Below are 13,931 nucleotides of genomic sequence, written 5' to 3' on the forward strand. Positions count from 1 at the left end.
AACACACCACCGCCAGGAGGCAGTAGTTGAGCAACGCGCACAGTGCGGCACCCCGCCACATCGTGGTCGTGGGCAACGGCATGGTCGGCGCCCGCTTCACCGAGGAGGTCGCCCGCCTGGACCCCGAAGGCACCCGCGCCCACGTCACCGTGGTGGGGGCCGAACACCACCCCGCCTACAACCGCGTGCTGCTCTCGAGTGTGGTCGCGGGCGAGCACACCCCCGAGCAGATCCGCCTCCCGGTACCCGAGACCCCCGGCGTGACCGTGCGCACCGGGGTGTCGGCCACCGCACTGGACACCGCCGAACGCCGCGTGGACCTGGACGAGGGCACCCACCTGACCTACGACGAGCTGGTCCTGGCCACCGGCGCCCGCGCAGCCTTCCCTCCGGTGACCGGGCTTGCCGCAACCGACGGCCGACCCGGTGAGGGAGTGACCGCGCTGCGCGACCTCGCCGACTGCGAACGCCTGCTCGCGATGGTCCGCCCCGGAGCCCCCGTGGTGGTACTGGGCGGCGGCGTCCTGGGGTTGGAGGCCGCCCGAGGGCTAGCCGGACGCGGTGCCCGCGTCAGCGTCGTGGAGTCCTCCCCGTGGATCATGCGCCGCCAGATCGACCAACCGGCCGCCCGCGTACTGGCCCACTGCTACGAGGACCTGGGGGTGAGCGTGCACTCCTGGCGGGTGGCCTCCCGGTGGATCCCGGGAACCGGACTGGAACTGGACGACGGCCGGGTCCTGCCCGGCGATGCCTTGGTGGTCACCGCGGGGGTGCGCGGCAACACCGAGCTGGCCTCCGGCGCCGGGATCGACGTTGAGCACGGCATCGTGGTGGATGACTCCTTGGCGACCTCCCAGGCGCGCGTGCACGCTCTGGGCGACTGCGCCCAGCACCCCGGGGGCGGGGCGGGTCTGGTCCAGCCCGGTTGGGAGCAGGCCGCGGTGCTGGCCCGGCGCCTGACCGGGAGCGCGCCCCAGGCCCGCTACATCGGGGCGCGTCCGCTCACCCGGCTCAAGGCCCAGGGCATCGAGCTCAGCGCGTTCGGTCTCGTGCAGGAGGACGAGTTGGGGCCGCAGGTGCAGACGGTCACGGTCAGTGATCCGCACGGGCGCCGCTACGGCAAGTTGGCCGTGGACCAGGACCGGGTGGTCGGCGCGGTCCTGCTCGGGTTCCCCGAGGCGGCGGCCAATCTGTCTCAGCTGCACGAGAGCGGTGCCCCGGTACCCGCCGACCGCCTGGCCCTGGTCCAAGGGCTGCCGGTCGCTGACCCGGGCGAGGATGCCGGGCCCGCCGCCTCGGCCCTGGTGTGCCGCTGTAACGCGGTGAGCCGCGAGGACATCGAGCAGGCTTGGTTGGACGGGGCCCGCTCGCGCGAGAGCATCGCCGCACGCACCCGCGCCACCACCGGCTGCGGGGGCTGTGTGCGCGATGTCAACGCCCTGCTGGCGGGGATGGGGGAGGGCCGAGGAGCCGCGCCGGTGGGCTGAGCCCGCCCTGAGACCGTGCTCAGGTGACCCGGTGCCGTAGCCCCTGCGGCCGCGGTGTTCAGGCCAGGGCCATGACCATACAGACCAACCCCGCCGCCGAGGTCACGGTGCGCAGGTGGTTCCACCGCACCCACACCGGTTCGAAGGCGGCGCGCAACGCCGCCGGGTCCTTGACCCGGGCGGCGGGACCGGCCGCCTCCAGGGCGTTGTTGCGCGGCACGTTCACCGTGAAGGTCACTACCACGGCCACCATGAGCAGCACGAGCGCCGCACCGGCCCAGACCGCCGAGGCGTGGGCGCCCGAGGCGAAGAACAGCACCGTCGATCCCAGTACCATCACCGGGGCGCCCACGAACACCAGCGCGAACAGCGGGCTCAGGATGGCGGTGTTCATCGCCTGCATGGCCTCGACCATCACCCGGTCGCCGGTGCGGGCCAGCCCGGGCATCACCGCCATCGAAAAAGCCAGGAACAACCCCGCGAACAGGCCGCTGAGTACCGCCGCGAGGATCGGAACGACCCCGAACACCATCTGCATCATGCCCACGCGCCCAGCCCTCCGTCGGCCGTGCCACCCTCGGGGCACGTTGTCCCTCTTTGTCTCCCTATCGAAGCACCCCGCGGCCCCGCGCGCCACGGCTTCGCCGATCCACACATCCGGCACCGCAACCCGCCCCCGATCGCGCACGGGCGCACCCCCAAGGATCAACCCGCAGTAGTGGCCCCCTTCCTCGTGGTCACGTTCCTCAAAGTTCCAGGTCAACGGCGGGTAAACTCGCTGAACCAGTGAGCCTCGTCCCGCGTCTGACGCAGGAGACGATCGATTCCGGCGCCCCACGGGGCACAGTAGGCACCACCTCAAGGGAGTCCCCCGACCATGTCCAAACGAGTCCTTGGCGCGGCCAGCCTGGCTGTCACGCTGAGCCTGGCCCTCAGCTCCTGCGGCCTCATCCGCGACCTGACCTCCGGCGAAGACGATGACGCCCCCGAAGAGGCCGACGAAGTGGAGGCCGTCGAGCAAGAGCTTCCCTTCCTCCGCCAGAGCCGCATGTTCGTGGAGGACGGCAACGACGTCGCCTTCGAGGTCTCCATCGAGGCGCTGGAGTACGACGGCGAGTACGTGATGCTGGAGTACACCCACAACGTCCTCGAGGACATGCCGGGCGAGGTCACCATGGCCACCGCCCCGATCCGCATGATCGACCCCATCTCCGGGGAGATCCTGCGCGCAATGGAACACGAGGATCACGAAGAGGTCGCCTACGGCACCTACTTCAACGAGGGCGACCCCTACATGCCCACCCACGAAGGCCTGGCCACCACCTACCGAAACTACTTCCCCGCCCCTTCCGAGGACGTGGACAAGCTGACCTTCACCGGTCGCGGGGTCGGCCACGTGCCCAGCGTGCCGATGGAGTACGTCGACGAGTTCACCGAGATCCCCGAACCCAACGCCTACGACTACATCGACCCCGAGACCTGGGCCCAGGAAGAGCTGCCCGACGAGATCTGGTACCCGGAGGATCCGCCCCCGCCCGGGCTGGAGACCGACGAGTACGTGCACTCGATGGAGAGCTTCGTCGACAGCCCCACCGCCTCCACCACGCGCGCGGGCGACGAGGAGATCATCGCCCTGCACGCGGACAACATGTTCGAGTTCGACGAGGCCGAACCCACCACCGAAGCCGCCGAGACCATCCAGGAGACCGCGCAGTCACTGCGCGAGAACCTCGGCGAGGACATCGAGATCACCGTCATCGGCCACACCGACGGCGAGGGCTCCGACGACTACAACCAGGACCTGTCCGAGGAGCGCGCCGAGGCCGCGGCCGAACTCCTCGAGGAGGAGCTGGGCTCGGACGTCACCCTGGTCACCGAAGGACGCGGCAGCACCGAACTGGTCGCAGAGGAAGGCGAGGACGACGACGAGGAGGCCCGCGCCCGCAACCGCCGCGTGGAGTTCTCCTACGAGGTCCCCATGGCCGAGACCGACTCCGACGAGGGCGAGACCGGACTGGATGCCGCCAAGCGCCACGTCGAGGACCCGGCCGAGTACTTCGACTTCGACGACATGGACGTCTTCACCACCGCCACCCACGACGACATCGATCTGAACGTGTACCCGCTGGTGCGCGACGGCGCCTACCTGTTCCAGATGGTGGGCTTCCAGAACCCCACCCTGTCCGACCTGGAGGCGGACCTGGACGGTGACGAGGCCGCCCTGCCCGGCAGCCCCGAGCAGTACACCGAGGGCAGCATGGGCGGCTTCCGCCTGGAAGAGCCCGAAAGCGGGCTGCTGCGCTACGTCATCCGGATCCGCGGCTTCGAGGACGAGTACGAGGACTTCGCCGACGAGATCCACACCCTGGTCCCGGGCGAGGAGTACCTGGCCCTGTCGGTCTTCCCCGCACCCGCTCTCGAGATCGAGGAGATGACCCTGTACGCGGGCGCCTTCGGAGAGATCCCAGGAGTCCCGATCCAGTAACCGGCCCCGGTCATCGGCCGGCGACTGGCTGACCACACGCACACGGCGGTGCCCCGCCCCCTTCCGGGGAGCGGGGCACCGCCTTTTTGGGGCTCCCGGCCCGTCCTCAGTCCCGGTGCCCGTGGCCCGCCGACTCCACGGCCGCCACCGGCCACGCCTCGGGCAGACCCCGCTCACACACCCCGCACTCGGCGCGGCGCCGCAGGGCGTAGGCGGCCGTGGCCACCGCCAGGGCCGCCGCCCACACGGGCATCGTCGCGAACACCACCAGGTGCGAGGCCAACCCTGCACTGATCTCGCCCATGGTCCACACCTGCACGAACACGCCGCGCCCCATCCCCACCAGCGCCAGGGACACCAGGAGCGCCGGTGCCACCGCCAACGGCACCGGGACCCGGCGCCCGGCCAACCCCACCATCCAGAAGGGCAGGCGCACACCCCAGCCCTGGACCAGTCCCAGCATCAGCACCGCCCCCACCAGGCCGGCCGACCCCAGCCCCACCCCGATCGCCATCCCGACCGGGTCCGCCGCAAGCTCCGCGAACCTCTCCTCTTCCATCCCCATCGGATAGCCGAACAGCCAGGGCACCCGCAGCGCCGGGTAGAGCAGGGCCAGGACGAATGCGACCGAGACAGCGAACCGGCCCGTGCGCAGGGCCCGCCACCGCAGCGCGCGTTCGGTGCCCGTGCTCCAGTCGGCGCCGCGGCCGCACCGCACACACACCCGGCGCCGCTGGCGGCGCAGCACCAGCGCCGCCCAGCCCCAGAGCCCGACGCCCAGGGTGAAGAACAGGACCTGCAGCAGTTCCGGGGAGAAGGTGTAGGCCACGTACTCCGGGCCGAGGGCGGGCTCCACCCACACCAGTACCGGCGTGACCATCGAGTAGCCCAACCACACCAGCAGGCTGGATTCGACGTAGACCAGCAGGAGCACCCCGACCAGAGTCCAGGCCAGCGGCTCCAGCAGCGCGGACGGGGCACCGCGCGGCAACAACAGGGCGACAGCCACCCCGACCGCTCCGAGGACGGCGGTCACCGCAATCGAAACGCCCGGCCCCACGACGGCGAGCAGGGAACCCAGAGCCACGTTCTCGGCCGCCAGTGGCACCACCCCCGCCAGCCAGCCCAAGGCCAGGCCCAGGGCCGCGGCCGACCAGGCCAAGGCGGCCCAGTAGGAGGTGGGAAACACGGGGGGATGGTGCGTGTGAGGGGCGGGGGTGTGCGCGGCAGGTGAGGTGGTCATGACCGGCTTCCTTCACGTGTGGGGCCAAGCTTCACCCCCACCCTGTGCCGCCGGTCCGGTCGGCCACCTCCCCAACAGGAGTGGTCCTCATCCCCCGCGCGGGGGAAAGCGCGGCCGTCAGGCCCGCTGGGCGAAAGCCTTCTCCAGCGCCGCGGAGAACACGTCCACCGGTTGGGCTCCCGAGATCCCGAAGGCCCGGTCCAGCACGAAGAAGGGCACGCCGGTCGCGCCCAACCGCCGGGCGGTGGCGATGTCGGTGTTGACCTGCTCGGTGTAGGCCTCGCCGTCCACGACGGCACGGGCCTCGTCGGCGTCCAGGCCTATGTCGGCGGCCAGCTCCACCAGGGTGTCCGCGTCGTTCAACACGCGCGACTCCACCAGCTGGGCACGCATGAGGCGCTCATGGGCCTGGGCACCCAGGCCCTTCTCCCGGGCCAGGTGGGTGAGCCGGTGGGCGTCGAAGGTGTTGACCATGACGGCGTTCTCGAACGCATAGTCCAGCCCTTCCTGGGCCGCCAACTCTGTGACCTGGCCGGTCATCTGCGCCACCTGCTCGCGCGAGGAGTCCATCTTCCTGGCCAGGGAGTCGTAGACCGGCTCGCGCGCGCCCTTGGGGAAAGCCGGGTCGAGCTGGAAGCTGCGCCAGCAGAGCTCGACCTCGTCGGCGCGCTCGAAACCCGCCAGGGCCTTCTCCAGGCGCCGCTTGCCGACGTAGCACCACGGGCACACGATGTCGGACCATACTTCGACCTGCACGACCATTCATCCCCCTTGAAGCAGACCCCGCCTGAGCACACGGGCGCATCCTCAGAGCCCACCGCCACCAGACCTTCCCGGCGAAAGGCCCGTCGCGGGAGGCCCCCGGTACAACACCGAGGGCCTCCCGACTACTTCCGCCCCAAGCGCAGGACCGCCCCGGGTCAGGCGTCGCGCAACGGACGGTAGCGGGCCGCGGCCCGCTCTCGCGCCTGGACCAGCAGCTCACGCACCCGCGCGGCGGTCCGGGCCCCCGGGTTGAGCACCGCCACCCAGCCCTGGGTTCCATAGGCCGGGTGCGGCAGGAAGCGGTCCAGCTCCGCGTAGTCGAACGCCTCCCGGTGCTCGGCGTGCGCGGCGGGGGAGTGGCCGACCAACTCCTCGAACAGCGCCCGGCCCACCGCGATGTTGACCCGGAACACCCCGTCCCGGTCCAGCTGGGAGTCACTGTCGAACCCCGGGTAGTCCGTGACCACCACCGTCGCGAAAGGCATGAACCCGCTCCGCTCCCGCGCGCGCCCGTCCGGGTCGTACAGGAAGAAGGAGTCGCCCCAGGCGACCTCGGGCGCCCCGCTCTCCTCACTCGCGGTCTCCACGCTCACATCGTCCAGCTCACCCGCGAACCGGACGACCTCGTCCTCGTTCACTACTCCTCCTCCATGTCCGGATGTCCTTCCTGATCACCCACCCTTCTAGTGTGTCACTGCACTACCCTGTGAGACTTTTTTCAGGACACACACCAACTATCAGGCAGTCTGGCGAAGAAACCCTCAAAGGTCAGGTGATCCCTCGCCCGTGACGCCCCGGCTCGGCACCCTCCTCGGTGCGCACACCCGCAGAGCGCAGGAACACCAGTGCCACCAGAGCGCACACCAGCGCCAGGACCGCACTCACCCCCGCGGCCACCGCCACACCTTCGGTGAAGGCGGGCCGGGCGACCCCCAGCAGGGCCGTACCCGCCCCCGCGGGCAAGTCCTCTGCCGCCGCCACCGCACCGCCCAGCGTCTGCGCCGCGCCCTCGGCACCAGTACCGCGCACCTCGTCGGGTAGCGCCGGGTCCAGCCTGGCCTGGTAGACGGCCCCGCTCACACTGCCCGCCACGGCGATCCCCAGGGCCACCCCCAACTCCCCACCGGTCTCCGAGACCGCCGAGGCCGATCCGACCCGTTCGGCCGGGGCCGCGCCCACCACCAGGTCGGTGCCCAACACCAGCAGGGGCGCCACCCCCAGCTGCACCACGACCAGCCCGCCGACCAGTACCGCAAGCCCTGCTCCCGCTCCCACCGACGCCATCGCCGCGAACCCGGCGGCCGCCACCACCGACCCCAGACCCACGACCACGCCGGGCCGCACGCGCCGCGCCGCCAAGGGGGCCAGCAGCGAGCCCACCACCACGGCCAGGGCCCCGGGGATGGTCCACAGCCCCGCCCACAGCGGCGACATGCCCTCCACCAACTGCAGGTACTGCGGGTAGAGGAACTCCACCCCGTTGACCGCCGCCGCGCCCACCAGCAACAACACCAGCGCACCGCTGAAGGCGGGCAGCGAGAACAGCGACAGGTCCAGCAGGGGGCGGGCCCGCGAGCGCTGCCTGCGCACGAACACCCACCCCGCCGAGGCGCCGGCCACCAGCGCCGCCACCACGTCGGCGGACCACCCTTGCCCGGGCAGGTTCTTGAACCCGTACACCAGCGCCAGCACCGTGGCCAGGGACAACAGCACACTGACCAGGTCGGGCACGCCCGCGCCGGGGGAGCGGTGCTCGGGCAGCAGGAACGGCGCCAGCGCCGCCACGACCGCCATCACCGGCACGTTGAGGAGGAAGACCGACCCCCACCAGAAGAACTCCAGGAGCGCACCGCCCATCAGCGGCCCCACGGTGATGCCCACCGACATGGACGTCACCCACAGCGCGATCGCACTCGCCCGCTGACGGGGATCGGTGAACATGGTGGTGATCAACGCCAGCGCCGAGGGCATCAGGGTCGCCCCGGCCACCCCCAGCAGGGCTCGGGCCAGGATCAGCGACTCCGCGGTGGGGGAGAAGGCCGCCAGGACCGAGGCCGCGGCGAAGGCCGCAGAGCCCACCACCAGCAGTCGGCGCCGACCGATCCGGTCGCCCACCGCCCCCATGGCGACCAGGAAACCGGCGATGAGGAACCCGTAGACGTCGTTGATCCACAGCAGTTGGGTGGCTCCGGGTTGCAGGTCGGCGGCCAGGTGCGGGGTGGCCAAGAACAGCACGCTGATGTCGCTCGTGAGCATCAGCGTGGGCAACAGAAGCAGGGCCAGTCCGGTCCACTCGCGCCGGGTGGCGCGGGCCGCACGCCCATCGGTTGTTGGTGTCATGCGGCGACGGTAAAGTCTCACATCCGTGTGAGAGTCAAGGGTCGGAGGACGCATGCGCATCGGAGAGCTGTCGCGCCGCAGCGGGGTCGCCCCCCGCCTCCTGCGCTACTACGAGGAACAAGGGCTCCTCAACCCCCACCGCGCACCCAGCGGATACCGCGAATACGCCCCCGACGACGTCGAAACCGTCGGGCTCATCCGCAGCCTGCTCGCCGCGGGCCTGCCCACCGCCACCATCGCCGTGGTCCTGCCATGCGTGCGCGGACGGGGCCACGAGGTCGCCGCCACCTGCGCCGAGATGCGCCACCCCCTACAGCGCGAACGCGACCGCATGGACGCCGCCATCGGCGAACTCACCACGGCCCGCGCCCTGCTGGACGCCATCATCGCCGCCACCCCCGACCAGACCACCGAAACCACCGGCACCACCCGTGCCACCGAACCCGCCGCCTGAGCGCACACGTTCGACAACACACCACCAAAATCGCGGCAAGAACACACCTGTGCGCAGGTCAGCCATGCGAAACTCACCGCATGGCCGCACCGAACCCCGGCCCCTACGGGCCGCCCCCGCACGTGGACCCCCGCGAACTGCGCCCCTCGCGCGCCTGGTTCTGGGTGGGCGGCGCGCTCATCCCCATCGCCATCCTTCTCGGCGTGGTCCTGTTCATCATCATGATCATCCGGGCCCTGGCCCTGCCCGACTTCGAGGCACGCACCCAAGGCGCACAGAGCACCACCTTCACCGTCGACGCCGAACAACACCCCGAAGACGGATGGCTGCTCTACGGCTCACCCAGCTCGGTAGACCACACCGCCTGTGCCCTGAGCGACACCGACGGCCAATCCCACGCCTTCGACTACCCCACCTTCAACCACGAGGTCGACGGCACCGACGGATCCTGGGCCATGATCGGCATGGCCACCCTCACCGAACCCGGCGAGTACACCCTCGCCTGCGACGCCCCCGAGGACGTCCGCTTCGGCCTGGCCTACGGCGACGACGCCACCGGCGGCATCCTGGGCAACCTGTTCGGCGCGCTCGGCTCCTTCCTGCTCATACCGTTCCTGGGCATCGTGGGCGGGGTCCTCATCATCATCGTCACCGCACTGCGCCGCGGCCGCCACCGCCAACGACTCCGCCAAGAACGCCAGTCCTACCCGGGACACGGCCCCTACCAAGGCCCCTACCCAGGACCGCAGCCGCCGCCCTATCCGCCCCACGGCGGACAACCGCCCCAGCCGCCCGGTCAGGGCCCGCACCAGCCCTGACCGCCCGCGGTCATGGCGCCGCGCTCTCCATAACCCACGCGCCCAGCACACCAGGGCGCTCGGCCCACCGCGCCACCACCCGGCATCCCCGCGCCCCGATCACGCACCCCCCACCTGCGGTGACAGCACAACGAAACACCCCGGACACCACAACCCAACCGGCGCGAAACACCCACCCGGTTGCCTGAGGACCGTCCGCCCCCGCACCACGCAGGAGCCGCCCCATGGAAGAACTCGTCGTCATCGGCAACGGCATGGTCGGCCACCGGCTCGTCGAGGCCCTCCGCGACCGCGACACCGCCCACCACTGGCACATCACCATCGTGGGCGAGGAACCCCGCACCGCCTACGACCGCGTCGCCCTGTCCTCCTACCTCGACGGCACCACCGCCCACGACCTCTCCCTGGGCGACCTGCGCGGCCCCCGCATCGACGTACACGTGGCCGAACAGGCCACCGCCATCGACCGCACCGCCCGCACCGTCACCACCTCCTCGGGCCGCACCCTGCCCTACGACCACCTCGTCCTGGCCACCGGATCCACCCCCTTCGTTCCGCCCATCCCCGGACACGACCTGCCCGGCTGCCACGTCTACCGCACCATCGAGGACCTGGACGCCCTCACCACCGCCGCCCAAGGCGCCCGCACCGGCACCGTCATCGGCGGCGGACTCCTCGGGCTCGAAGCCGCCAACGCCCTGCGCCTCCTGGGCCTGCAAGCCCACATCGTCGAACTCGCACCCCACCTGATGCCCGCCCAGATCGACCAAGGCGCCGCGGCCCTGCTCCACCACCTCGTCACCGACCTGGGCGTACACGTGCACACCGGCACCGCCTCCACCGCCGTCGAAGCCGACCCCCACGGCCGCGCCGCCCGCCTCCTCCTCGAAGGCGGCCACCACATCGACACCGACCTGGTGGTCTTCTCCGTGGGCATCCGCCCCCGCGACGACCTGGGCCGCACCACCGGACTCACCCTCGGCGAACGCGGCGGCATCACCATCGACGACACCTGCACCACCAGCGACCCCCGCATCCACGCCATCGGCGAGGCCGCACACCACCGCGGCACCGTCTACGGCCTCATCGCCCCCGGCAACGCCATGGCCGAAGTCCTCGCCGACCGCCTCGTCGGCGGCACCGCCACCTTCACCGGCGCCGACACCTCCACCAAACTCAAACTCCTGGGCGTGGACGTGGCCAGCTTCGGCGACGCCCACGGCCGCACACCCGGCGCCCTGGACGTGGTCGTCAACGACGCCGCCAGCGGCCGCTACGCCAAACTCGTCCTCTCCGACGACGCCACCACCCTGCTCGGCGGCGTCCTGGTCGGCGACGCCTCCGCCTACGCCACCCTGCGGCCCATGGTGGGCTCACCCCTGCCCGGCGACCCCCTGGCCCTGATCACCCCCGAAGGCGGCACGGGCCTGGGCACCGACGCCCTGCCCGAGGACGCGCAGATCTGCTCCTGCAACCCCGTCACCAAGGGCCAGGTGTGCCAGGCCATCGACGACGGCGCACACGACGTGGCCGCACTCAAGTCCTGCACCAAGGCAGGCACCAGCTGCGGATCGTGCGTGCCCATGCTCAAGCAGATCCTCACCCAGTCGGGCATCACCCAGTCCAAGGCCCTGTGCGAGCACTTCACCCAGTCCCGCGCCGACCTCCTGGAGATCGTGCGCGCCACCAAAACCACGACCTTCTCCGCCCTCATCGCCGCCCACGGCACCGGACGCGGCTGCGACATCTGCAAACCCGCCGTCGCCTCCATCCTGGCCTCCCTGGGAGGCGGACACATCCTGGACGGCGAACAGGCCACCCTGCAGGACACCAACGACCGCTACCTGGCCAACCTGCAACGCAACGGCACCTACTCGGTGGTGCCCCGCATCCCCGGCGGCGAGATCACCCCCGACAAACTCATCGTCATCGGCCAGGTCGCCCGCGACTTCGACCTCTACACCAAGATCACCGGCGGCCAGCGCATCGACCTCTTCGGCGCCCGCCTCGAACAGCTGCCCGCCATCTGGACCCGCCTGGTCGAGGCCGGCTTCGAATCCGGGCACGCCTACGGAAAATCCCTGCGCACCGTCAAGTCCTGCGTGGGCACCACCTGGTGCCGCTACGGCGTCCAAGACTCCGTCGGACTGGCCATCCGCCTGGAAGAGCGCTACCGGGGCCTGCGCGCACCCCACAAACTCAAGTCCGCCGTCTCCGGCTGCGCACGCGAGTGCGCCGAGGCCCGCAGCAAGGACTTCGGCGTCATCGCCACCGACACCGGATGGAACCTGTACGTGGGCGGCAACGGCGGCTTCACCCCCCGCCACGCCCAACTCCTGGCCGGCGACCTGGACGAGGACACCCTCATCCGCTACATCGACCGCTTCCTGATGTTCTACGTGCGCACCGCCGACCGCCTCCAGCGCACCGCCCCCTGGATCGAATCCCTCGAGGGCGGCCTGGACCACCTGCGCGAGGTCGTGGTCCACGACCAGCTCGGCATCGCCGACGAACTCGAGGCCGCCATGGCCCGCCACGTGCACACCTACACCGACGAATGGGCCGCCGTCCTGGCCGACCCCGACAAGCTCGCCCGCTTCGTCTCCTTCACCAACGCACCCCACACCCCCGACCCCACCATCAGCTTCACCACCACCCGCGACCAGCCCGTACCCGCACCGGGCCCCCTCGACCTGGGCATGCCCGCCACCCGAACCCCACAGCACGCCGCACAGGAGACCACCCGATGAGCGTCCTCACCCCCACCGCCACCGACTGGGTCACCGCCTGCCCCGAACACCGCCTCGAACCCGAGATCGGCCTGGCCGTCCTGCTCCCCAACGGCCACCAAGCCGCCCTCTTCCGCACCCGCGACCACCACCTGCACGCCGTCGACAACCTCGACCCCCACACCGGCGCCACCGTCATCTCCCGCGGCATCGTCGGCGACCGCGCCGGCGAACCCACCGTCGCCTCACCCATGCTCAAACACGTCTTCTCCCTGCGCACCGGACAGAGCCTGGACGATCCCCACACCCGCCTGACCACCTGGCCGGTCCGCGTCCACCACGGCACCATCCAGATCGCCACCAACCCACAGCACACCCACACAGAGCAGGGGACACCGTGACCACCGCCCTACCCCACGAGCACGCACCGCCCGCCCCCGAAGCCACCACCGCACCCCTGGCCGGGTTCACCGTCGCCGTCACCGCCGCCCGCCGCGCCGAGGAACTCAGCGCCCTCCTACGCCGCAAAGGCGCCGACGTCATCGCAGCACCCGCCCTGCGCATCGTCCCCCTCAGCGACGACCAACGCCTGGCCACCGTCTCCGAACAACTCACCCACCACCCCGCCGACGTCGTCGTGGCCACCACCGGCATCGGCTTCCGCGGCTGGGTCGAGGCCTGCGAAACCTGGGGCATGGCCGACCCCCTCCTCACCAGCATGCGCTCCTCACGCCTGATGGCCCGCGGCCCCAAAGCCAAAGGCGCCATCCGCGCCGCCGGACTCCACGAGGAATGGTCCCCACCCTGCGAATCCTCGGCCGAAGTCCTGGACTACCTCCTCCACGACGGCGTCCAGGGACTACGCATAGCCATCCAGCTCCACGGCGAACCCCTGCCCGACTTCACCGCCGCCCTGCGCATGGCCGGAGCAGAGGTCATCGAAGTCCCCGTCTACCGCTGGACCCAACCCGAACACACCGCACCCCTGGACCGCCTCATCGACGCCATCACCACCGGGGGAGTGGACGCCGTCACCTTCACCAGCGCCCCCGCCGCCGCCGGACTCCTCACCCGCGCCCACACCACCGGCCAGGACACCCACCTCATCCAAGCCCTACGCGGCCACGTCCTGCCCCTGTGCGTGGGCCCGGTCACCGCCCGCCCCCTCATGGCCCACGACATCCCCACCCTGTGGCCCGAGCGCGCCCGCATCGGCGCCCAGGTCCGCACCCTCACCAAAGAACTCCCCGCCCGGTTCCCCACCCTGCGCGTGGCCGGCCACCACCTGCGCCTGCGCGGCCACGCCGTCCTGGTCGACGGCACCGTCCACACCCTCTCGCCCACCCTCATGCGCCTGATGCGCGCCCTGGCCCACCGCCCCGGACAGGTCCGCGACCGCGCCCACCTGCTCACCTGCCTGGGCGAGGACGCCGACTCCCACGCCGTCGAAACCGCCGTGGCCCGCCTGCGCACCGCCCTGGGCGACGCAAAGATCATCCAGACCGTCGTCAAGCGCGGCTACCGGCTGGCCTTGGACACCCAGCCGTGCTGAGCACCCTCGCCCCGCCCGTACGGAGCCGGCTCCGCTAGCGTGGACGCGCCAGGCCCGC

General features: G+C 71.2%; 12 protein-coding genes. 7 read left to right on the forward strand and 5 right to left on the reverse strand.

The window, feature by feature from the left end; genetic code table 11:
* The first annotated feature begins 26 nt into the window (after positions 1-26).
* On the forward strand, positions 27-1,487 hold the full coding sequence (locus tag ACYVD1_RS07055) for an FAD-dependent oxidoreductase (protein WP_460769303.1): 1,461 nt from the start codon (positions 27-29) through the stop codon (positions 1,485-1,487).
* Positions 1,488-1,545: 58 nt separating this feature from the next.
* On the opposite strand, the gene ACYVD1_RS07060 is transcribed toward ACYVD1_RS07055, so the two are convergent.
* Entirely contained in the window at positions 1,546-2,028 is a 483-nt protein-coding gene (locus ACYVD1_RS07060; protein ID WP_460769431.1) for an anthrone oxygenase family protein, read from the reverse strand.
* A 336-nt stretch (positions 2,029-2,364) separates the two neighbouring features.
* On the opposite strand from ACYVD1_RS07060, the gene ACYVD1_RS07065 reads away from it, so the two are divergent.
* Positions 2,365-3,972 carry an OmpA family protein gene (locus ACYVD1_RS07065; protein WP_460769305.1) on the forward strand — a complete coding sequence of 536 codons (1,608 nt, stop codon included), beginning with the start codon at positions 2,365-2,367 and terminating at the stop codon, positions 3,970-3,972.
* A 106-nt stretch (positions 3,973-4,078) separates the two neighbouring features.
* Here ACYVD1_RS07065 and ACYVD1_RS07070 read toward each other — a convergent pair whose 3' ends face one another.
* The 4 genes from ACYVD1_RS07070 to ACYVD1_RS07085 form a co-directional block, all read right to left on the reverse strand.
* Entirely contained in the window at positions 4,079-5,215 is a 1,137-nt protein-coding gene (locus ACYVD1_RS07070; protein WP_460769307.1) for a hypothetical protein, read from the reverse strand.
* Positions 5,216-5,332: 117 nt separating this feature from the next.
* A complete protein-coding gene (locus tag ACYVD1_RS07075; RefSeq protein WP_460769433.1) occupies positions 5,333-5,971 on the reverse strand; it encodes a DsbA family oxidoreductase in 639 nt (212 codons plus the stop codon).
* Positions 5,972-6,135: 164 nt separating this feature from the next.
* Positions 6,136-6,618 (reverse strand): DUF6194 family protein, encoded by a 483-nt coding sequence (locus ACYVD1_RS07080; RefSeq protein ID WP_460769309.1) that lies wholly within the window; start codon positions 6,616-6,618, stop codon positions 6,136-6,138.
* A 130-nt stretch (positions 6,619-6,748) separates the two neighbouring features.
* A complete protein-coding gene (locus ACYVD1_RS07085) occupies positions 6,749-8,320 on the reverse strand; it encodes an MFS transporter (RefSeq protein WP_460769313.1) in 1,572 nt (523 codons plus the stop codon).
* A 52-nt stretch (positions 8,321-8,372) separates the two neighbouring features.
* On the opposite strand from ACYVD1_RS07085, the gene ACYVD1_RS07090 reads away from it, so the two are divergent.
* The 5 genes from ACYVD1_RS07090 (at position 8,373) to ACYVD1_RS07110 (ending at position 13,873) form a co-directional block, all read left to right on the forward strand.
* Positions 8,373-8,774 carry a MerR family transcriptional regulator gene (locus tag ACYVD1_RS07090; RefSeq protein ID WP_460769316.1) on the forward strand — a complete coding sequence of 134 codons (402 nt, stop codon included), beginning with the start codon at positions 8,373-8,375 and terminating at the stop codon, positions 8,772-8,774.
* 80 nt (positions 8,775-8,854) lie between these two features.
* Positions 8,855-9,592: a hypothetical protein gene (locus tag ACYVD1_RS07095; protein ID WP_460769319.1), complete on the forward strand. Its 738-nt coding sequence runs from the start codon at positions 8,855-8,857 to the stop codon at positions 9,590-9,592.
* Positions 9,593-9,816: 224 nt separating this feature from the next.
* The gene (nirB, locus tag ACYVD1_RS07100) at positions 9,817-12,342 is read left to right on the forward strand and encodes a nitrite reductase large subunit NirB (protein ID WP_460769322.1); all 2,526 of its coding nucleotides are present in this window, start codon (positions 9,817-9,819) and stop codon (positions 12,340-12,342) included.
* Complete coding sequence (gene nirD, locus ACYVD1_RS07105; RefSeq protein ID WP_460769324.1) at positions 12,339-12,722, forward strand: nitrite reductase small subunit NirD; 384 nt, start codon at positions 12,339-12,341, stop codon at positions 12,720-12,722. The genes nirB and nirD overlap by 4 nt, the downstream gene beginning before the upstream one ends.
* Positions 12,719-13,873, forward strand: a complete 1,155-nt coding sequence (locus ACYVD1_RS07110) for a uroporphyrinogen-III synthase (protein ID WP_460769327.1) — start codon at positions 12,719-12,721, stop codon at positions 13,871-13,873. Before nirD ends, ACYVD1_RS07110 begins: the two co-directional genes overlap by 4 nt.
* Positions 13,874-13,931 lie beyond the last annotated feature (58 nt).

The sequence above is a fragment of the Nocardiopsis nanhaiensis genome (assembly GCF_054778635.1).

Excerpts from the sequence above, each read along its gene's own strand:
- ACYVD1_RS07060 (WP_460769431.1), bottom strand. The coding sequence starts at position 2,028 with ATGATGCAGATGGTGTTCGGGGTCGTTCCGATCCTCGCGGCGGTACTC.
- ACYVD1_RS07065 (WP_460769305.1), top strand. The coding sequence starts at position 2,365 with ATGTCCAAACGAGTCCTTGGCGCGGCCAGCCTGGCTGTCACGCTGAGC.
- ACYVD1_RS07070 (WP_460769307.1), bottom strand. The coding sequence starts at position 5,215 with ATGACCACCTCACCTGCCGCGCACACCCCCGCCCCTCACACGCACCAT.
- ACYVD1_RS07085 (WP_460769313.1), bottom strand. The coding sequence starts at position 8,320 with ATGACACCAACAACCGATGGGCGTGCGGCCCGCGCCACCCGGCGCGAG.
- ACYVD1_RS07090 (WP_460769316.1), top strand. The coding sequence starts at position 8,373 with ATGCGCATCGGAGAGCTGTCGCGCCGCAGCGGGGTCGCCCCCCGCCTC.
- ACYVD1_RS07095 (WP_460769319.1), top strand. The coding sequence starts at position 8,855 with ATGGCCGCACCGAACCCCGGCCCCTACGGGCCGCCCCCGCACGTGGAC.
- nirB (WP_460769322.1), top strand. The coding sequence starts at position 9,817 with ATGGAAGAACTCGTCGTCATCGGCAACGGCATGGTCGGCCACCGGCTC.
- nirD (WP_460769324.1), top strand. The coding sequence starts at position 12,339 with ATGAGCGTCCTCACCCCCACCGCCACCGACTGGGTCACCGCCTGCCCC.